The following is a 19,139-nucleotide window of genomic DNA, read 5'->3' on the forward strand; positions in this document are numbered from 1 at the left end:
GCGGCCGCGGCGGCGATCACAGACCTCCTGGAAAACCGGACGGTTCGCCCGATTCTTGCCGAGATTTCGAGTGATGACGCCGCGGCCGGTTCCGCACCCTCGATCAGTTGGGCAGCGGTCGTTCCCCGCCGGGCTTCAGGGTGAAGCGCCTGCGGTCGAAATCCCAGAACCGATAGAGCGGCCACTGCACGGTGTGCCCGAGCCACGCGAGAACGATGAATCGCCGGTGCAGCGGGAGGACCTTGTAGCCCTGGCCGGTGATGGTGCGCACACCGGACAGCTGGAACTGCCACCAGTCCGCGGGTGTGGTCCGGCGTCGTCGCGCCGAGGTTTCCGCGCGCATGTGCACGAGCTGATCGATCCGGAGGCCGCGCTTGGTCAGGCACAGTGCCAGATCCAGGTCCTCGACGACATCGGCCCGGGTGACGGTCTCATCGCGGACTTCGAGATAGGCGCTGCGGCGGATCGCCATATTCGGGCCGTGCAAGTTGCCGACGACACCGCCGAGTGCCCCGCGCCGCACCTGGATCGCGAGCCCGGCGCGCAGCAGGAAGCCGACCGGCGAGTCGAAGTAGGTGGTGAGACCGGTGACCGCGGCGGTGCCGGGATTCTCGGTCAGGTGGCGCCGGATGACCGCACTCCAGTCGGCGGCAACCCGGGTGTCCGCGTCGGTGCGGGCAATGAAATCGCCTGTCGCGTGGTCGAATCCGGTGTTGCGCGCACGTGCGATGCCGCGTCGCGGCTCATCGATGAGCACGATCTTCGGCTGTGTCACCGCATACTCTTTGACGAGCTGGGCCGTCGCGTCCGTGCTGCCGTTGTCGACGACGACGATCTCGTCGATGGCGTCCTGGACCACGAGGCGGGCCAGGGTCGCGGTGATGCTGTTCTCTTCGTTCAGCACCGGAATCACGACCGACAGTGTTGGTCTCGTGCCTGCTGTCTCGACGACTTCTTCGTTCATTGACCCCTGCGTCATCGACGCCTCTCCCTCATCCAAGACCCGCCGTCAACGCGACGGGAGTCCCCTCGATACACGACTCCACCACCTGGGCGGTAGTCGGCGATCGGCTCCATGGAAGCCGAAAGTTCTTGCGCAGCACGATTTCCGAGCCAAAGGATCGGCAGGTGTCGGGTGCCTGCCGATCCTGGCTGGAAATGGTCGACGGGCTAGGCGTGCGTACTCGCCACCGGAGTCTCCTGAGCCCGCTTGGCTTGGCGCGCAAGCAGATAGGCGGCGATCGCGGCCGGAATGTTCATGAGCACGCCGTACACCGCGCCTGGCACCGACATCGTGTCGTTGTGCAGCACCGAGGCCGCGACGGCGATCGCGATGGCGCCGTTGTGAATGCCGATCTCCATCGCCGACGCGATCGCCGCGTCGGTCTCGACACGGAACAGCCGCGGCACCAGATAGCCGAGGACGAGGCTGACGGTCGCGAACACCAGGCAGATGCCGGCCAGCTTGCCGATGTTGTCGGCCAGGATCTCCCGGTTCTTGGCGACCGCGGCGAGCACGACCAGCGCGAGCACCACGATGGAGAGCACCTTGACGTTGCCACGCATCCGCTCGGCCCAGCCGGTGAAGCGGTGATGCACCCACATGCCGATGGCGACCGGGATCAGCACGATCGCGAACACCTGGGCGAACTTGTCCGGCCGCAGCCCGATGCCGGCGTCGTCGTCGAGGAACAGTGCGAACGACAGCCCGATGATCAGCGGCATGGTGAATACCGCGAGCACCGAATTGATCGCGGTGAGCGTGATGTTCAGCGCGACATTGCCGCCCGCGATATGGCTGAACAGATTCGCCGACGGACCGCCGGGCGAGGCCGCGAGCAACAGCATGCCCGCGGCCAGCGCGCCGGTGAGACCGAACAGGTAGATCAACCCGAGGCAGATCGCCGGCAGCAGCACCATCTGACAGGCCAGGGCGACCGCGGCGGCCTTGGGGTAGCGCAGCACCCTGCGGAAATCCTCGATGGTCAGGGTCAACCCGAGACCGAACATCACCAAGGCCAGGGCCAGCGGTAGCACCACCGCGAACATCGAACCCACTGTGGACTCCCGCGTGCATGAATAGATCGGTCGGACAACAGGTTCGAACGCTATTCACTCACAATGGCAATAGCCAGTCACTTAACGGGATCTTAGGCTTCCATTCGCCGCGGCGGCACGTCGATCCTGGTGTTCGGCCGCCGCGGCGAGTGGAGCGTCACAATGACGACCGTCCCGCTCTCATCAATCGGACGAGATTGGTGGCGACCAGCGCCGCCGCCCGCTTCACCGGTTCGGCCATCACGGTCAGCCGTTGCGGTTCGAGCGTCGTCGCCGCCAATGCCGCGACGACCTCACCCGACGGCCCGTGCACCGGCGCGGCCACGCAGTACAGGCCGAGCCTGCTCCCGTCGGTGTCGTAGGCCAGCTCGCCGCCGGTGGCTCCCGACAGCGCCTTCTCCGTGGCCGTCCCCGGCGGCAGCAACATGCCCGCACGCAGCGGGAAGATCTCGTCGATCTCCCTGCCGATACCGCCGATGATCATCGTGTGCCCCCGGTCGGTGACCGCGAGGCAGAAGCCGCAGCGTTCACTCGACCCGGTCAGCTGACGCATCGGCTGTGCTGCCGCGGCACGCAGTAATCTCGCGGGCTGCCAGGTCTGGCCCAGCCGAAATACCCGTGGTCCCAGTTGATAGCGGCCCGCGCGGCGTTGCACGGCCCCCTCCGCGACCAGCTGGCTGAGCAGCCGATACGCGGTGGCCTTCGGTAATCCTGCGGCCAGCGCCAGATGCGTCAGCCCCATCTCGTCACCGTGCGCCAATGCCTCGAGCAAGGCGAACGCGCCTTCGATGACCCCTCGGCCTCCCATGACCGGAGCCGCGGTTTCCCACGTCGATTGCTGTGTGCGTTCCACTCTGTCCTCCCACCTGATGCAGACCTCTGCAACGAACCGAGCACGTCCGTCTATCGCGCGCGGTCCGGCGAATGGGAACGCCGGGTCCGCTGAATCGACCGAAATCTTCCCCAGAAGCGCGGGCCGGGTACACCATCTGTCCGTCGCGCCGATCGGTCAGCCGGAGTGCCTCATCTTCCTCGACGAGTCTTCATTTCGAGGCCTTCACGCGCGTTTCACGGGCGTCTCATGCTCACTACCTGCCTATACATCGCGAGCGGACCCGTGAATGGAAACGGTCGACCGCGAATGTGCAGCAGGGGAGGGTTCGGCTGAGATGCCGGGCCGGCGCGGTGGGTGATCGAAAGGCAGTGGGCGACACGGCTATCCGGCCGGCTGAAAATTCGGTCAAACGACCAGAAAGCGGGAGAATACGCCGACCGGCCATCTCCGTACACAGTCATTAACGGTTTCTTGACCTGGACGGGCGTCAAGTTAATCGCTATTACGGTCCTGAGCGGCAGGTGCGCGAGATTGTGATCTCCGTTATGTTGACCACGATTCTGCGCGGGTCGACGATTGACCGCATGAACGTTGCTAGCAAACATCCAGCGATCGCCGGGTGTCGGGCGTCGAGCACCCGCCGGGTGCCTGCGATCCGCTCAGTGCTGATGCTGTTCACGGTGCTGGCCGGATGGTGCGTCGGCGCGACCGCCACGGCGGTCGCCGACCCAGGCCCCTCGGGCTGTACCACCGATACCGCGATCCCCAACGAGCTGACGATGCGATGCGAACCGGGCGCGGGCGAGGGCGAGCACGCCTTCCTCCGCTGCCGTGATCTCGTCGGCGTCATGCACACCCACATCGGACCGGCCATCGGCCCCGGTGGGGGTTGGTCAAGGGCGGTTTGCGCCCCTGGCGAGAACGGTCCGGTCTAGATCGTTATCCGGGCGGGGCGATTCGCCCCTGATTGCCTTCAGCGCCGGCGGTCCGTCGAGTGCACGAACGCAGGGCCAGGCGCGTAGTGACCATTACGTCCCACGGGACGGGTTCAGCGAGAGGCTCATTCCGATGCGCGTAGCCGAAAAACCTTCCAGGCAAACGAAAGCGGCGGCCAAGTGCCGCAAGGACGCCAAGCGCGCCCGGCGCGGCATGTACGCCGCGGCCACCTTCGCCTCGATGGCGACCGTCATGCTGTCCGCCGGTCCGGCCGACGCCGACGCCCCACCCGCGCAGACACCACCGCCACCTGCCGGGACACCACAGGCGGGATCGCCGCAGGCGCGGCCGATGCCGCTCAGTCCCTCGGACCTGTCCGGTATCGGCGGCGCGGTGGCGGGCCGGGTGCTCGACCCGTCGCAGCAGGCCGCGCTGAACGGCGCACTGGGCGTCGCGGGTGGCGTCTCCAGCTACACGCCGTTCGGCAACCAGGTGAACGAGGCGATCAACTCCTATCGCGAGGGCGCCACGCCGCGGCCGATGCCCGCGCCGGAGCCGGGCACGGCGCCACCGGCGCCCGTGCCGTCGACCACACAGGTCGGCGCCCCGACCCAGCAGGCCGGGCAGCCGATGACGATGCCGCCGTTCGTGCCCGAAGGGCTCGCGCCGGTCGTCTCGGAGATCGCGGGCAAGGTGCCCGCGCCGGTCGTTGAATTAGCGGCAACCGCCGCGCAAATCGCGGCGGCCAAGCTGCCGCTCGATCAGCTGGCCGCGTGGGCGGATCAGACCTTCCCGAGCGGACCCATGCGCCAGCCGGTGAACGACCTGCTGAACTTCGTCGAGCAGGCCACCGAACTGGCCGGTGCGCGGCGCGATCGCAGCAACCCGACCATCGATGATCTGATCGACCAGGCCAAGACCGTGTTCGGCTTCCCGAAGGACGGACCCGATCCGGTCGCGGGCCTGCGCGATCTGTTCCTCGCGCCGACGGTCGGCCAGGTCGGCCAGCAGGATCCGCTCGGCCAGCTCGCCCCCGGACTCGCGGCCATCGCCGCGCCGGTGCTCGGCTTCCTCGGCGTGCAGATGGGCGGGCTCGCACCCGTCCTCGGCTTCCTCGCCCCGGTGCTCGCGCTGGCCTCGAATCCGGCACAGGCGATCGGCGCGGTGCTGACCAGCCTGCGCGACACGGTCTCCGGATTCATCTCCGACAGCAGGCACAACGCGGCGCTGCCGGTGCTCGCGCTGCCCGTCGTCGCGCTGTTCGCCGCGGTGCCGCTGCTGTTCGTCGCCGGTATCGCGATCGCGGGCGTGCTCGCGCTCGGCGCGGTGGTACTCGGCGCGATCCTGTTGGCGCCGTTGATCATCGGCGCCCTCATCATCGGCGGCCTGATCCTGGCCGCGGTGGCCATCCCGGTGCTGATCGTGCTCGCGGTCATCGCGATTCCGGTGCTGCTCATCGCGATTCCGGTCGGCTTCGTCGCGTTCCAGGTGCTGGCGCCGGTCATCCTGGCCGCCGGTCTGGCCGCCTTCGCGGTGGCCGTGGTCGGTGGCGTCGCCTTGGCGGCGATCGTGCTTGCCGTGGGCCTGGCGGTCCAGATCACCGGGTTCGCGCTGCTGCTTGTTATCGCGGCGCTGGCGACGATCTTCGTGCCGTTCCTCGGCCTGCTCATCGGGCCGCTGGCGTTCACCGTCGCGCTCGGCTGGCTGGTGCTCGGCGGCCTCGCCGTCGCCGCCGCGTTCTTCGGCACCCTCGGCGTCGCCGCGCTGGTGGCACTCGCGGTGTTCGCGGTGGTCGGCCTGCTGTCGCTGTTCACCCCGTTCGGGCTGATCGCGATCCCGATCCTGCTCGCGCTGGGCGCGGCGGCGCTTGTGATCTTCGGTGCGGTCGGCCTGGCGGGCGCCATCATCCTCGCCGCGGTCGGCTTCGTGGAATTCGTCGCGCTCGGGGTGATGGGCGGCGCCACGGTGACGGTGCTGCTCGCACTTGCCCTGGTGTCGGCGGCCATTCAGATGGCGGCCACCGTGATCATGTGGGCGTTCCTGTCGGCGGCGGCCATCTTCATGGCGGCCGCGGGCGCGGTGGCGACCACACTCGCGGTGATCGGCGGGCTGTTCGCCACGGCCGCGCTGGTGATCGGCGTGCCGATCCTCGGACCGCTGCTCGCGCCGCTGCTGTTCATCGCGCTGGTCGCCGTGCCTGCCGTGCTCGGATTGTCATTCCTGTTCGGCGGCTTCACCTTTGCGGCATTCCTGGTGTTCCTCTGCTCCAACCTCGCGCTGTTCACCATCGGCTCGCTTGCGGGCACGGTGCTGGTCGCGTCGCTGGTCTTCATGATCACCATGCCGTGGGCGATTCCGATCATCCTGCTGGCCGACTTGGCCTTCGCGATCATCGTCGGTGCGGCGCTGGCCGTACTCGCCGCCGCGAACATCGTGTTCACCTGGTTCTTCGGCGGCTCGGTCGTGCTCGGCATCCTGGCGTTCACGCTGGCCGCCGTGGCCACGGTATTCGCGGGCGGCCTTGCGCTCGGTGTCCTTTCGTTCGCGATGCTGACCATCGCGGCGGCCGGGCTGATCATCATCAACCCGCCGCTGGCACTGCTGGCACTGCCGGTGATCTTCGGCGGTCTGCTGCTGAGCGTGCTGTCGATGTTCGGCACGGCGGCCGTGGTCGGCAGCCTGCTCACCGGTTTCGCGGCCTTCCTCGGCTTCGGACTGGTCGCGGCCTGGGTGGCCTTCGGCGTCATGACCCTCGGCACGATGATCGCGGTGTCGGCGGTGTTCCCGCCGTTCCTGCTGGTCACCGTTCCGGTGGCGATCGCGGCGTTCGTCGCCATCGCGGCGCTGGCCATCGCGACGCTGACGCTGTTCGGCGGCGGCCTCGGCGCGATCCTGGTGGCGGGCAACGTCCTCGCCCTCGCCCTGTCGATCGCGGCGGTCGTCGCGACGGCGGCGGTCGGGATCGCGGGGTTCGTCCTCGCCGCGGCGCTCACGCTGCCGTTCCTGATCTTCGGCCCGCTGGCGCCGGTGGTCTCGACGGCGCTGATGCCGATCCTCGCGCTCGGCCTGCTCGCGCTCTGGTCGCCGGTGTTCATCGCCGGACTGGTGGCGGCGGGCGTCGGCATCACGACCATGCTGCTCGGCCTGATCGGCATGCCGCTGCTGGCGGCGATCGTGGTCGGCGGGTTCTTCGTGGTGGCGAAAGGCATTGCCCTGACGCTGTTCCTCGGCAGCCTGCTGCTGAGCTTCGGGTCCATCGCGGCGATCGCCGCGCTCGCGCTGCCGGTGCTGCTTCCGGTGCTCGGGCTGATGGGTCTCGGTGCGCTTGCCCTGCTGGCGCTGCCCGTGCTCGCGGTGCTCGCGGTGCCGGTGCTCGGCTTGGCCGCGCTGGGCGGGCTTGCGCTGCTTGCCATTCCGGTGATCGCGATCGCGGCGCTGCCCGTGCTCGCGCTGCTGGCGGCGTTCGCTGTGCCGCTGCTGGCGCTGGCGGCCCTGGGCGCGCTGGCCGTGGTTGCGCTGCCGTTCCTGGTCGGCGGTGCGGCCGTCGCCGGTGCGGTGCTCGCCCTCGGCGCGGCATTGGCCATCGGTATCCCGCTCGCGCTGCTGATCGGTGTGCCGCTGCTGGCACTGGCCGCGGTGGGTGTGCTTGCGCTGCTCGCCCTTCCGGTGCTGCTGATCGGTGGCGCGCTGGCGGCGCTGGTCGGTGTGCCGTTGGCGGCGCTGGGCGCCCTTGCGCTGCTTGCGCTTCCGGTGCTCGCGCTGGCCGGTCTGGTCGGTGTGCCGCTCGCGGCGCTCGGCGCGCTGGCCCTTCCGGTGCTCGCACTGGCCATTCCGGCGGCCGCGATCGGTGTGCCCGCGCTGGCCGCGCTGGCACTGCTCACCCTGGCGGCGATCGCGATCGCGCTGCTGCTGTCCCCGCCGGTGCGGGTGTGGATCATCTCCGCTATTCGCGCCGGTCAGGATCCGAGCACGGGTGGTTCGGCGGCGACAGGGACCCAGTTCCTGGACAGCATCCCGGACAACCCGAGCCTGGAGCAGCTGATCGCCGGGCTGCAGCAGCTGCTCGCCCCGCAGCCGAGCGCGGCGCCGGTCGCCGAACCGCTCCCGTTCGCCAGCCTGCCGTATGCCGGGAAGGGGGCAGCCGAAGGCGTGACGCACGATCGCGCCGGACAACTGGTCAGCATGTCCGTCTGAATCGAAATATCCACTGTTCCCGAGCAATCGACATGAAGGAGCACGCAAATGACGCACGCGACGCAGAACGACGCGACCGGTACCACCGAAGCGAGCATGCACCTGGAATACCTGTACGGCCCGCAGTGGCGCGAGGTGGTCCGCATCATCGAGCGGTCCGGTCAGCTGCGGCCGGGTGAACGCGAGAAGCTCAACGCCGAGGCGACGAAATCCATGCAGAATCGCATGTCGGCGCTGTCCGGCGGAGCGGGCGGCGAGGGAGGGTTGGCCGGTCTGCTGGCCGGGCTCGGACAGATGTCCGGCCAGCAGGCCACCGAACCGCTCGCCATCGCCACCCAGACCGCCAAGGCATTCGGCAGGGCTCGCAATGTGCAGGTGGCGGGCATGGTCGCGGGCCAGGCCGTGGCGCCCGGTGCGTCCGGTATCAGCAGCGGCGATATGAGCGGGCTGTTCGAATCGCTCGGCTCGCTCGGCGCCGTCACGGTGGTCGGGCAGGCGGTGACCGCCGCCGTACTCGGCGACCTGATCGGCCGCGGTGAATTCACTCAGGCCGTCTACGACGAACTGATGCGGCCCTACGCCACCAGCATCGAGCCCTGATGCTCCTCCGCCGAGCGCAGTCGAATGGCCGTGCGACACGCCGTAATAGCGGGCCATTTGACTGCGCTCGACGGATCTCGACTACCTCAGCTGCTTTCTGGACCTAGCGAAAGGGGTTGGCGCCATGTTCGATTCACGAAACATCGGGCCCGGCGGCCTCGCCGTCGACTCGTTCGGCGGGCTGCTCGACATCACTTCGGCTCCGGTCGGATTCGGGTACTACGAGCGCAACGAGGTCGCCGCGGAAACCGGCGTCGAATGGAACACCCGGCGCCGCACCGGCAAGATCGGCTGGTGGAACCGTCACCGGTTCACGCAGGCCGCGATCAGCGCGACGATCGTGCTCACGCTCGGCCTGCTGCCCGCCACCCAGAACGCCATCCTGTCGGTGATCACCCATGTCGGGTGACCGGCCGTCGTCACGCCGAGGGCGCACATCCCTCGGCGTGGCGGCAACGGCCAGCTTCCTGCTCGGCATCGCCCTGCTCACCGGATGCGCGAGTCCCGAATCGGCACAACCCGTTTCGCGCCCCGGCGACCAGGACACCGCCGACTGCACGTTCGGCGGACGCACCATCGCCGGCCTGCGCGACACCTTCCGTCAACTCTCCGACCAGCTCAACGGCATCGGCCCCGCCTCGGCCCGCAACGACCTGGCCGACGTGAAAGCCCGGATAGCCCAAGGCATGCTGCTCGCCAACCAGGTCACCACCACCATCGACCCCGCCGTCCGCAAGATCGGCTCTCCGCTGATCGGCGATGTCTACCAAGATGTTTCGGCCGCGGGCAAACAACTCCACGACGCCCTCTCCCAGCTCTCCGCCACCCTGGACGGCACCCGTCCGCCCCAGGGCGCCGCCGACGCCATCGGTACCGCCCTCGACTCACTCAACGGCGCCATCACCCGCATGCGCACCGCCTGCCCCTCGGTCTTCCCCGCGGACGCGATGCCGACACCACAGGGACCACGCCTGGCCGGTGCGCGCTGAGCACCAACAGCGCCGGGTATGCGAGGACCGCTGACCTCTCACGGTGAGTTCGGTCCGAGGGTATTGCTCAGGTCTGTTGTTTGTTCCGTCGTCCAGCCCGGTGGCGGCGCTATGGCAGCCCATGCCGCGAGCATCGCGTCCTCGTACCGATGACCCGTGCCTTCCGGCACACTCACCCCCACGAAGGTGTCGAAGGTGATCTGCCAGAACGTCACAATCGGTGCCCAGAACATCTCCGGCGCCACACCGCGCCCGCGCGGCTCCTCTAGCCAATCGGGCTGGCTGAACAGCAGACTCGGAGACCACCAGGCAATCGGATCGTTGGCGTGCAGCAGGTACAGCACCCGGGGCGGCTGCCAATTGCCGGCCTGGTCGAGCAATTCCTGCGGGCTCGACGCGAACCGCACGGTGCGACCTCCCTCATAAACTGGCGCCACCTCCGGCGTAGCGGGATCACGATGGTCGATGAAATCGCGGGCGAGGGTGTTGCTGTGTGGTGGGCCGACCCAGAGGATGCCGTCGGTGCGACGCCGGATGTCGTCCAGGTCGGCGAAAGCAGCCTCGCCGCCCATCGAACCCAGGCTTTCACCGAACACCAACAGCTTCGGACGTGATTCTGCGGGACGTTGCGACCAGCGCTCATACACCCGATCGAATAATGCCTTTCCGGCCCGGCTGGCTCGATCCCGGTCGGTGAGGAATGAGATCCAGCTCGGCAGATACGAATACTGGATGGCGACTTCGGCAGTGTTTCCGCCGTACAGGTATTCGAGTGTGTCGGCAGCCCGCTCGTTGATCCAGCCGCTGCCTGTTGTGGTCATGACGCACAGCACGGCACGGTCGAACGCACCGGTGCGTTCCAGCTCCGCCACCGCCAGCGCTGCCTGTTCCTCGGCGGAATCGCTGGAGTCGATACCGACATACACCCGAATGGGGTCCATCGCCGGTCGGCCGAGAGTTCGCTGGATCATGCCCGCGTTCGGGCCGCTGGCCACGAATTGCCGCCCCTCACGGCCCAATGACGCCCAACTCTGCGACGAGCCCGGGCCGCCGGAGACGAGAGCGCTGGTCGGGGGCACCGTATTCGGTTTGGTCTGCCCGTTGGCGACCTTGTAGGTCTGGTTCGCGAGCCCGATCAAGCCATCATTGACGACCACCTCGATCACCACGCCGACGATCACCACCACACCGATTGCGAGTGCGGCCGCGGCCCGAGCAGGCATCCAATGCCCGAGCAGCCCCGAAATCTGTCCGGTACTCCAGCGGACAACGCGTACCGCGCCGAGCACGAGAGCGAATACGAGTACCGATATAGCCAGTACGGCGACATACCAGAGTTGATTCTCGCGAGCTTGTCCAACAATGTCGCGAACGCGGTTCTGAAAAGTCGAGCCTGCCCACAGCGCGGCGATGACCAGCACCGCACCGCCGATACCGATTGTCCACCAGGCCACACGTTTCACCGCATCCGGAAGCTCCCGTCGAACGACCTTGCGGATCACCCAACTCACGACGACACCGCAGCCGTATCCCACGGCCAGCGAGATGCCGCACACCACGCCATCGTATTTCCAACTGCGCGGGAGCAGAGACGGGGAGAGGGCGCTGACGAAGAACACCAAGGCACCCCACAGGCCCAGATAGTTCAGACCGAGTTTCCTGACAAACCGAGGCCTGTGATCAGCGCACGTCGCAGTCATGGCTCGATTGTTCTGCATCGCGAATTCGTCGATGAAAAAGGAGAACATGACACGCCGACCTATTCGCTCGCCAGCCAGCGTTCGATGATCTGCGTGACAGTGGCGCCGCTTGTCGCGTATGTCGTCGAGGCTGCCGAAGCTCAGGATTCCGCGAATATCCGAGACCCACTGCACCAGACCGGACCGATCCGCCATGACCGGAGCGGCCTTGTTGTCCTCCTTACGATCAGGGTGTCGAGGTCATGCGCCTGCTATCGGGGCGATCGCGAGCTAGTGCGAGTTGTCGTCGGAAGCTGATGCGCGGGTGCGCCATTCGGCGGCCTCGGCGTCTTTGCCGTGTGCGGCGAGCAACTTCGCCAGGTTCCACATGGCGAGCTCGTTGTCGGCGGCTGCGGCGCGGCGCCACCAGGCTTCCGCATCGGCCTCGTCGCCGTGCTCGATACGAAGTACGCCGTAGGCATTCATCGAGGCCGCGTGTCCCCGTTCGGCGGCCCTGCGGTGCCAGCGGGCGGCGTCGTCGGAGTCGCCTCGCCGGGTCAACAGTTCCGCCAGGTTGTGCATGGCGGTGACGTGGCCGGCTGTTGCGGCGCGCCGGTACCACTGCTCGGCTTCGGTGGTGTCGCCCTGTTCCTCGCGCAGGCCCGCGAGGTTGCTCATTCCGAGGACGCTGCCCGCTTGGGCCGCCGCCCGGTAGAGCGACTCGACTTCGGTATCCGCACCGCGTTTCCGGTAGAGGGCGCCCAAGTTGTTCATGGCGTCGGCGTGGCCGGTCTCGATTGCCTTGCGGTACCACGATTCGGCCTCCTCGTCGGTGCCGGCCAAGCCAAGATTGAACATCGCCATACCGTTGCCGCTCGATGCGGCGCGTAGCCACCAACCGCGGGCCGCTACGTGCTCACCGCGCCGATCGAGCATCACTCCCAAGTTCAAGGCCGCGGGGGCGGAGCCGGCTTGGGCGGCTTTGCGATACCAGGGCTCGGCTTCGCGGTCTTCTCCCCGGTCGGCGAGTACCAAGGCCAGGTTGTATGCCGAGTCGGTATCGCCGGCTTCGGCCGCTCGCCGCCACCATGCACCGGCCTCGTCGATCTTGCCCTGGTCGTCGACAATGGCGGCAAGGCTGCGCATCGCGTCCACGGAACCGGCTTCGGCGGCCTGCCGGAACCACTGCTCGGCCTGCTCGAGGTCGCCGCGGCCGCGGGACAGCACGGCGAGGTTGTTCGCGCTGTCGGCATGACCGGACTGTGCGCCTTTGCGATACCACTCCTCGGCCGCGTCGCTGTCGCCACGGTCGTCGAAAAGCCATGCCAGGGCGAACATTCCAGGTGGATGCTCCGCCTCGGCGGATTGCCGGTACCAGTATTCGGTTTTGCTCCGGTTACCCCGCTTGTAGTAGTAATCGCCGACCTTGATCATGGCCGCGGGGTCGCCCGTTCCGGCGGCCCAGCCGATACGGGCGGATCGTGCCTGCTTGACCAGCCATGTTCTGAGCCCCATTGAAGCCCCCTCCTGCTCCGAACGAAACCGACGCTACCCGGGCCGGCGGGGGCTCCTCAAGACCTCCGTGACCGACGATGGCCGAAACTGTCACTTTTTCGGCTGCTGTGAGCATGGAGCGCCGCCGGGCGGATTGATTGGCTCTACTTCGACATCGATACGAGTGGGCGGTCGGCGGGCCACGTCGTAGTGCGCCTGGGCTGAGCGAGAGGAGCCGGTCATCAACGACGGGATCGAGGGCGCCGGATATGCGTGGCGCGCAGGAGTACTCGCGGTAGCCGTGGTTTCGGCGGGCTTTGCCGTGCCGTCGGCCGGTGCGGCGCCGCCGTCCGGCTCCTCGTCGGCATCGGGCACGGGCGCGTCGGCCTTCGCGGGACCGTTCAACTTCGATGTGGGTACGGTGCCGTGGCTGGTCGATACCGGTGATGTCAATCGTGACGGCCGTCCGGATATCGTCACCGCGAACGCGGGGGCGGCCCGGCTCGGCACCGTGGCCGTGCCGGGGCTTCCTGGTGTCTCGGTATTGTTGAATACCACCGAGGTTGGCGCGCCGGAACCCAGGTTCGCCCCGGCGGCGAGTTTCGACGCGGGGCTTGCCCCCACCGGTGTCGATGTGGCGGATCTGGATGGCGACGGTGCGCCGGAGATCGTCGTCGCCAATATCGGAGATGTGGGGCCGAACGGTATTTCGGTGCTGCGCAACACAACTCCGGAGGGTGCGGAGGTCGCGAGCTTCGCACCGCCGATCAGTCTGCCCACCGGCGTGGCGCCGACGCTGGTGCGTGCCGCCGACATCAACTCCGACGGACGGTTGGATTTGGTCACCGCGGACGCGGGGATGCCGCTGTCGCCCGGTGTGACGGTGCTGCTCAATACGACGGCGCCGGGTGGGCCGCTGAGTTTCTCGGCGCCGGAGCAGTTCTGGGGCGGGTTCATCGCCGAAGGGCTGACCATCGGCGATATCAACAACGATGGCCGCGTGGATGTGCTGGCGGCGAATACCGGCTCCAGCAATGTCGCGGTCCTGGTCAACACCACCGCGCCCGGCGCGACCCGCGCGAGCTTCAACACCTCGCAGGAGTGGATCGTCACGACGACCGGTGTCGACCTCGGCGATGTCAACGGTGACGGCAAGCTGGATCTGATCTCTCCACGCACGGTCGGCGGAATCTCAGTGCGGCTCAACCAGACCCAGCCCGGCGCGCCCTACGCCGAATTCGGCGGCGATGTCGGCGCCGATCTGGTCGGCGAGGTGATTCGGGCGTACAGCACCATGGGCGTTGTCACCGAGAATGTCGCCGTCGCCGATTTCGACGGCGACGGCGTGGCCGATATCGCCGCCAACAACGACTTCCCGCTACCCGGTTGGGACGTCGTGGTTTTCGGCAACCGCACCGCCCCTGGATCCTCAGAAGTGGTGTTGGCCGCGCCCCAAGGCTATCGAGCATCCACCTGGTTCATCGGCACCAATTCCATTGCCACCGATGACTTCAACGGTGACGGCAAACCCGACCTGGTCACCGGCAACGTGCCAAGCCTCACCATCGGCCCCGTGTCACTCATCCCCGGCGGTGTATCGGTGTTGATCAACAACCGTCGCTGACCGCTGCACGGCATCCCTTTCGCGGCCGGCGGGAAACCTGACGCGCGGTTCGTTCGCCATGCCTTCCGATAGCCCGTAGGGCACAATCGTTTCCGCACATTCATTTGGAAACAGGGAGTTACATCATGGTCCGCAAACTTGCCGCGACAGCCGTCATCGCCGCAGCTCTGACCGGAGCGGGCGGTGGGATCGCCGCCGCCACAACACCTGACGCCGCAACCCCCGCCACCGTGCCCCCCGCGGCCGCCGAACTCGTTCAGCCTGTCGCGGGCGGCCAAACCCAGGCGATCGTCGGCGGACAGGTCGGCGCCGTGGTCGGCACGGTGGTCGGTGTCGGAGTCGGCGCGGTAGCGGGCGGCGCCTTGGCGTGCGCGGCGACGGCGCCCGTATGCCCGGTCGGGGCCATTGTCGGCGTCGGCGTCGGCGCGGTGGCAGGCGGTGCGATCGGCGGCGCGATCGGCGCGGGCATCGGCAGCGCGATCGGCGCACAGATTCCCGGCTAGTCCGAATCCGCGTGTGGCGCAGCGGCTGTTCGTCGAGTCGTAGCGTCGAGAAGTGGCGCCCTGGGAGTCAGCGTCGGTGTACCTCGAGTGCGGCACGGACGCCACTTTCCAGGGCGCCCTCGATCCAGGCGGTGTCGAGGCTGGTGTGGTCACCGGCGAAATGTATTCGGCCCTCGATGGATCGGGCCGCGAGGTGGTGCTCGTGCAACTGGCCGGGCAGCGGCATGGCGGCCTCGCCGAGTGCGTAGCGGGCGCGGGCCCAGCTCTGGGTGAATCCGACGCCGGTGAATTCGGTGTCGACGCGCGGGCCGAACAGTTCGCGCATGCCTGCGAGGGCGAAGTGGATGCGTTCGCCCTCGGTGAGGGAGTCCCAGCGCATCGCGTCGTCGGCGAAGGTGTAGGAGGCGAGGACCACGCCGCCGTCGGAGTTCTCGACGTGGGAGGGGAAATACAGGGAGCGGTTCGGGGAATCGGTGGCGCAGCGTCCGCCGCGGAATCCGCCAGGGCCCTGCTCCCAGAAGCGAGTTCTGAACTCCAGCAGCACTTTTGTCGCCGCGTCGTGGTGCAGTTCGATGATGGCGCGCCGCTTGTCGTAGGACAGCGGCGGGTCGAAGGCGCAGAATCGGGCCGCGGTGAGCGGGATGGCCACGATCGCGTAGTCGGCGTCGAACGATTCGACCGGATCGGCCGGGCGGCCGTCGGAGGCTTCGTCTCCCGTCTCGGCGGTGGTCCAGACCCGCACACCGTGCTCGGTCTGTTCGAGCCGAGTCATGCGCTTACCCAACAGGATTGCCGGTCCGAGCCGCCGGGCCATGGCGTCGGTGAGCGATGCCGTGCCGCCCACAAGTTCCCAATAGGTGGCGTCGGAGGGGATCAGAGTGTGATCGACGAGTGGGAATACGACGCTGTGCCGCAGCCGGGCGGTCAGATTCTCGAGTGTGCCGATCGCCGCGAGGCATTCCTTCGACCAGTTCTGTTCCATGAGATAGCTACGGAGAGAATGATTTTCGTAGGTGTGCAGCAACTCGGTCCAGTCGTCGACCTGCCGCTCGATCGGCAGATCGGGCATGACCGAGGCTTGACGGACCGCGCTGTCGAGGACTGTGCGGCTCGCTTCGGTCAGCGCGCAGCCGAAGCCCGCGTGGAGCGCGCCCGGATTCGCGGCGTATTCGCCTCGGGTGACAGTGGTTCCATTGACCCTGATCAGGCTGCGCCCGGCCGAGGGCGGCGGTTCGTAACGCAGTTTCGGCCCGTTGGACCATTCCTCGCCGGTGAACGAGCGATAGAACACCGGGGGAGCCTGCGGCGTACGCGTCTGCGTGAGCACGTCGGAGCCGTAGAACGGCCTGCGGCGCACACCGAGCTTGTCCGCGAGCGCCAGCACCGTCGGGTGCGCGCTCGACAAACGCATCGCGCCGGCCTCGGCGTAGAGCGCGGGATCGGAGAAGACGCCGCGCACTGTCTTGACCCGCCCGCCCGTGCGGTTTCCGTTGGCCTCCAGCACCGTCACCTGATGGCCGGCGTCGGCGAGCAGGTTCGCCGCGGTCAACCCGGCCGGGCCCGCGCCGACGACGAGGATCTTCTTACGCCTGTCCGTCGCGGGCAGGCCGGTATCGATGAGGATCTTCAGCGAGGTCAGCGTGAAGTCGGCGCCGTTCTCGTCGACGCCGAGCAGCAGCCGGGCGAGCGACTCGCTGCGGTCACGGGAGCGATTGTCACCCGCGTGCACGGCGGCGATCGATGCACAGGCCATCGCGCCGGACGCGACGGCACCCGCGGCCAGCGCGGTGCTCAGCAGGCGTCGTCGGGAAACCACGCTGTCGGACATTCCCGATCCTTCCGGAACGAGGGCACGCACCGAACGCGTATTCGTCGCGGGGACGGTTCCGGATGGGTACTACTTGGCGTCCCAATAGCACTCGACCACCGCCGTGGTGAACGGAAAGCGCACCGGTGTCGGTCCGAAGACAATCCGGCCCGCGTTCTCCGCCGCGGTCGCGATCGCGGCGGCGACGGTATCCGCCTCCGCCTCCGGGCAGTGCACGATGACCTCGTCGTGCTGGAAGAACACCAGCTCGCCGCGCAGGCCCGCGCGGCTCATCGTGTGCCGCAGCCCCGCCAGCACCAGCAGGGCCCAGTCGGCGGCACTGCCCTGCACCACGAAATTCCGGGTGAAGCGGCCGCGGGCGCGTGCGGCGGAGGAACTGCGATAGTCGCCGGACGGTTCCTCGTCCTGGGACAGGTCGGCGGAGACCGGCGGGCAGGTGCGCCCCAACCAGGTGCGTACCAGGCGGCCCTCCTCGCCCGCGTGGGCGGCGTCGTCGACATAGGCCACCGCGGCTGGGTAGCGCCGCCGGAGTTCGGCCATGTGCGTGAGCGCATCGCCGGAGGTCTGGCCGTAAATGGCGCCGAGCAGAGCGACTTTGGCCAGATCGCGGTCGCCGCCGAAGGCACGGGCCGCCAGATCCGCGTAGAGGTCGTCGCCGCGACCGGCGACCTCCATCAGTCCCGGATCGCGGGAGATCGCGGCGAGCACTCGCGGCTCCATCTGATCGGCGTCCGCGACCACAAGGCGCCACCCGGGGTCCGCGCGGATCGCCTTCCTGATCACCTTCGGAATCTGCAGTGCGCCACCACCATTGGTGGTCCAGCGGCCCGAAACCGTACCGCCGGGCAGATATTCGGGACGGAAGCGGCCGTCGTGCACCCACTGCTCCAGCCACGACCAGCCATTGGCGGTGTGCAGGCGGTAGAGCGACTTGTACGCCAGCAGTGGCGCGACCGCCGGGTGATCGATCCGCTCGAGCTCCCACTTCCGCGTCGACGACAGCACGATCCCGGCGCGCGCGAAGGCTTTGACGATGTCGTTGGGCAGGTCGGGACGGACCCGGGTGCCGAATGCCCGCGATACCTCCTCGGCCAGCTCCGCCATCCGGCGTGGCTCGGCCCCACCGGGAAACCGCTCACCGAGCAACTCGTCCAGCAGGGCACGGTGAACGTCTGCGCGCCAAGGGATTCCGGCCAGGGACAGCTCCGCGGCGACCAGCATGCCCGCGGATTCGGCGGCGAGCAGCAGCCGCATCCGCTCCGGGAATTCGGTCTTCGCCGTCCGGACCAGCTGCCCCGCGTACACCTCCAGCAGCGCGGTGAACTCATCCGTGCCGGACGGCAGCGGCACCGGCCCCGACTCGAACAGCGACGGCTGCGTCTCGGCGGCCCGCGCGGGCGCATCCGGCGGCACAGGTAGGTCGTGCAGTCGCGCCCACGCGGCCGCCAGCGAGCGAGCCTGCCCCGACTGCCCCTCCTCGTGCCCGATCAGCAGCGCCTCCGCGGCCTCTACGTCATAACAGCGCTCGACCCGCACCCCCGCCGCGAGCAGGCGCCGGTAGATCTCACTCGTCGACCGCCACACCCACCGTTCGACCTCGGGCCGCGCCCGCACGGCCGCGGCGAGCGACGGCTCGTCCACCACCGGACCCGCGGGCCGCCCGTCCTGCCCGAGGGGACACAGGCGCGCACCTCCGTCGCCTGTTTCCGCCACCGCCCATCTCATGCCCCAGAGTCTCGCACCGGCCACCGACATCTCCCCGGTTCGCCAGGCGGTAGCTGTGATCAGCCGGGGTTTGCGCGGACGGTGAGCGTACGGGTTGGGGGACGCAGTGGTCAGTCGGATACATTTGCTCGCCGGTATCCGTTTGTGAAAGGGCTGTAGACCATGTTGATCGCGACCGACAAGGTTGTCGCCATCGAGTACACCTTGACCGATGACGCCGACGAGGTGCTCGACAGCTCCGTCGGCGAAGAGCCGCTGGTCTACCTGCACGGTGCGGACAACATCGTGCCCGGTCTGGAGCAGGCGCTCGAGGGTAAGGCGGTCGGCGACGAGCTGGATGTCGTCGTCGAACCGGAGGACGGCTACGGCGAGTACCTGGCCGAGCTGATCAGCATCGTGGACCGCGACATGTTCGAAGGGGTCGACGAGCTCGAGGCGGGCATGGAGTTCGAGGCGGAGTCGCCGGACGGTGACTCGCAGATCGTCCTGGTTCGCGCGGTGGACGGCGACGAGGTCACCGTCGACGCCAATCACCCGCTGGCCGGGCAGCGGCTGCACTTCAAGGTCAAGGTCGTGGAGGTCCGCGAGGCCAGCGAGGACGAGCTCGCCCACGGCCACCCGCACGGCGAGGGTGACCACGACCACTGAGTTTTCCACCGGCTGAACACGCCGGG

Annotated in this window: 15 protein-coding genes; 8 read left to right on the forward strand and 7 right to left on the reverse strand. The window is 68.2% G+C overall.

Annotated elements, in window-relative coordinates:
* Positions 1–103: 103 nt before the first annotated feature.
* The 3 genes from ACIG5A_RS26580 to ACIG5A_RS26590 form a co-directional block, all read right to left on the reverse strand.
* Positions 104–979 carry a glycosyltransferase gene (locus ACIG5A_RS26580; RefSeq protein WP_397244652.1) on the reverse strand — a complete coding sequence of 292 codons (876 nt, stop codon included), beginning with the start codon at positions 977–979 and terminating at the stop codon, positions 104–106.
* 191 nt (positions 980–1,170) lie between these two features.
* Complete coding sequence (locus ACIG5A_RS26585) at positions 1,171–2,049, reverse strand: bile acid:sodium symporter family protein (protein ID WP_397245910.1); 879 nt, start codon at positions 2,047–2,049, stop codon at positions 1,171–1,173.
* A gap of 166 nt (positions 2,050–2,215) precedes the next feature.
* Positions 2,216–2,866 carry a helix-turn-helix domain-containing protein gene (locus tag ACIG5A_RS26590; RefSeq protein ID WP_397244654.1) on the reverse strand — a complete coding sequence of 217 codons (651 nt, stop codon included), beginning with the start codon at positions 2,864–2,866 and terminating at the stop codon, positions 2,216–2,218.
* 611 nt (positions 2,867–3,477) lie between these two features.
* On the opposite strand from ACIG5A_RS26590, the gene ACIG5A_RS26595 reads away from it, so the two are divergent.
* The 5 genes from ACIG5A_RS26595 to ACIG5A_RS26615 all read left to right on the forward strand — a co-directional run bounded on the left by ACIG5A_RS26595 (position 3,478) and on the right by ACIG5A_RS26615 (position 9,612).
* Positions 3,478–3,828 carry a hypothetical protein gene (locus tag ACIG5A_RS26595; protein ID WP_397244656.1) on the forward strand — a complete coding sequence of 117 codons (351 nt, stop codon included), beginning with the start codon at positions 3,478–3,480 and terminating at the stop codon, positions 3,826–3,828.
* 133 nt (positions 3,829–3,961) lie between these two features.
* On the forward strand, positions 3,962–8,023 hold the full coding sequence (locus ACIG5A_RS26600) for a hypothetical protein (RefSeq protein ID WP_397244658.1): 4,062 nt from the start codon (positions 3,962–3,964) through the stop codon (positions 8,021–8,023).
* 48 nt (positions 8,024–8,071) lie between these two features.
* On the forward strand, positions 8,072–8,623 hold the full coding sequence (locus ACIG5A_RS26605; RefSeq protein ID WP_397244660.1) for a hypothetical protein: 552 nt from the start codon (positions 8,072–8,074) through the stop codon (positions 8,621–8,623).
* A 124-nt stretch (positions 8,624–8,747) separates the two neighbouring features.
* On the forward strand, positions 8,748–9,032 hold the full coding sequence (locus tag ACIG5A_RS26610) for a hypothetical protein (RefSeq protein ID WP_397244663.1): 285 nt from the start codon (positions 8,748–8,750) through the stop codon (positions 9,030–9,032).
* A 37-nt stretch (positions 9,033–9,069) separates the two neighbouring features.
* Positions 9,070–9,612: a hypothetical protein gene (locus tag ACIG5A_RS26615; protein ID WP_397244665.1), complete on the forward strand. Its 543-nt coding sequence runs from the start codon at positions 9,070–9,072 to the stop codon at positions 9,610–9,612.
* Between the two features lie 38 nt (positions 9,613–9,650).
* Here ACIG5A_RS26615 and ACIG5A_RS26620 read toward each other — a convergent pair whose 3' ends face one another.
* Both ACIG5A_RS26620 and ACIG5A_RS26625 read right to left on the reverse strand, forming a co-directional pair.
* Positions 9,651–11,507 carry an alpha/beta hydrolase gene (locus tag ACIG5A_RS26620; protein WP_397244667.1) on the reverse strand — a complete coding sequence of 619 codons (1,857 nt, stop codon included), beginning with the start codon at positions 11,505–11,507 and terminating at the stop codon, positions 9,651–9,653.
* A 75-nt stretch (positions 11,508–11,582) separates the two neighbouring features.
* Positions 11,583–12,806, reverse strand: a complete 1,224-nt coding sequence (locus ACIG5A_RS26625; protein WP_397244669.1) for a tetratricopeptide repeat protein — start codon at positions 12,804–12,806, stop codon at positions 11,583–11,585.
* A 280-nt stretch (positions 12,807–13,086) separates the two neighbouring features.
* Here ACIG5A_RS26625 and ACIG5A_RS26630 point away from each other — a divergent pair, with 280 nt between their 5' ends.
* A complete protein-coding gene (locus ACIG5A_RS26630) occupies positions 13,087–14,409 on the forward strand; it encodes an FG-GAP repeat domain-containing protein (protein WP_397244671.1) in 1,323 nt (440 codons plus the stop codon).
* A gap of 125 nt (positions 14,410–14,534) precedes the next feature.
* Complete coding sequence (locus tag ACIG5A_RS26635) at positions 14,535–14,912, forward strand: hypothetical protein (protein ID WP_397244673.1); 378 nt, start codon at positions 14,535–14,537, stop codon at positions 14,910–14,912.
* A 67-nt stretch (positions 14,913–14,979) separates the two neighbouring features.
* Here ACIG5A_RS26635 and ACIG5A_RS26640 read toward each other — a convergent pair whose 3' ends face one another.
* Positions 14,980–16,740: an FAD-dependent oxidoreductase gene (locus ACIG5A_RS26640; RefSeq protein WP_397244675.1), complete on the reverse strand. Its 1,761-nt coding sequence runs from the start codon at positions 16,738–16,740 to the stop codon at positions 14,980–14,982.
* A 69-nt stretch (positions 16,741–16,809) separates the two neighbouring features.
* Entirely contained in the window at positions 16,810–18,465 is a 1,656-nt protein-coding gene (locus ACIG5A_RS26645; RefSeq protein ID WP_397244677.1) for a bifunctional 3'-5' exonuclease/DNA polymerase, read from the reverse strand.
* Positions 18,466–18,627: 162 nt separating this feature from the next.
* Here ACIG5A_RS26645 and ACIG5A_RS26650 point away from each other — a divergent pair, with 162 nt between their 5' ends.
* On the forward strand, positions 18,628–19,113 hold the full coding sequence (locus tag ACIG5A_RS26650; RefSeq protein WP_397244679.1) for a peptidylprolyl isomerase: 486 nt from the start codon (positions 18,628–18,630) through the stop codon (positions 19,111–19,113).
* The last annotated feature ends 26 nt before the right edge of the window (positions 19,114–19,139 follow it).

The sequence above is a fragment of the Nocardia sp. NPDC052566 genome, assembly GCF_044547285.1.
GTDB lineage: Bacteria > Actinomycetota > Actinomycetes > Mycobacteriales > Mycobacteriaceae > Nocardia.

Coding starts and splice junctions, on each gene's coding strand:
- ACIG5A_RS26580 (WP_397244652.1), bottom strand. CDS start 979: ATGACGCAGGGGTCAATGAACGAAGAAGTCGTCGAGACAGCAGGCACG.
- ACIG5A_RS26585 (WP_397245910.1), bottom strand. CDS start 2,049: ATGTTCGCGGTGGTGCTACCGCTGGCCCTGGCCTTGGTGATGTTCGGT.
- ACIG5A_RS26590 (WP_397244654.1), bottom strand. CDS start 2,866: ATGGGAGGCCGAGGGGTCATCGAAGGCGCGTTCGCCTTGCTCGAGGCA.
- ACIG5A_RS26595 (WP_397244656.1), top strand. CDS start 3,478: ATGAACGTTGCTAGCAAACATCCAGCGATCGCCGGGTGTCGGGCGTCG.
- ACIG5A_RS26600 (WP_397244658.1), top strand. CDS start 3,962: ATGCGCGTAGCCGAAAAACCTTCCAGGCAAACGAAAGCGGCGGCCAAG.
- ACIG5A_RS26605 (WP_397244660.1), top strand. CDS start 8,072: ATGACGCACGCGACGCAGAACGACGCGACCGGTACCACCGAAGCGAGC.
- ACIG5A_RS26610 (WP_397244663.1), top strand. CDS start 8,748: ATGTTCGATTCACGAAACATCGGGCCCGGCGGCCTCGCCGTCGACTCG.
- ACIG5A_RS26620 (WP_397244667.1), bottom strand. CDS start 11,507: ATGGCGGATCGGTCCGGTCTGGTGCAGTGGGTCTCGGATATTCGCGGA.
- ACIG5A_RS26625 (WP_397244669.1), bottom strand. CDS start 12,806: ATGGGGCTCAGAACATGGCTGGTCAAGCAGGCACGATCCGCCCGTATC.
- ACIG5A_RS26635 (WP_397244673.1), top strand. CDS start 14,535: ATGGTCCGCAAACTTGCCGCGACAGCCGTCATCGCCGCAGCTCTGACC.
- ACIG5A_RS26640 (WP_397244675.1), bottom strand. CDS start 16,740: ATGTCCGACAGCGTGGTTTCCCGACGACGCCTGCTGAGCACCGCGCTG.
- ACIG5A_RS26645 (WP_397244677.1), bottom strand. CDS start 18,465: ATGAGATGGGCGGTGGCGGAAACAGGCGACGGAGGTGCGCGCCTGTGT.
- ACIG5A_RS26650 (WP_397244679.1), top strand. CDS start 18,628: ATGTTGATCGCGACCGACAAGGTTGTCGCCATCGAGTACACCTTGACC.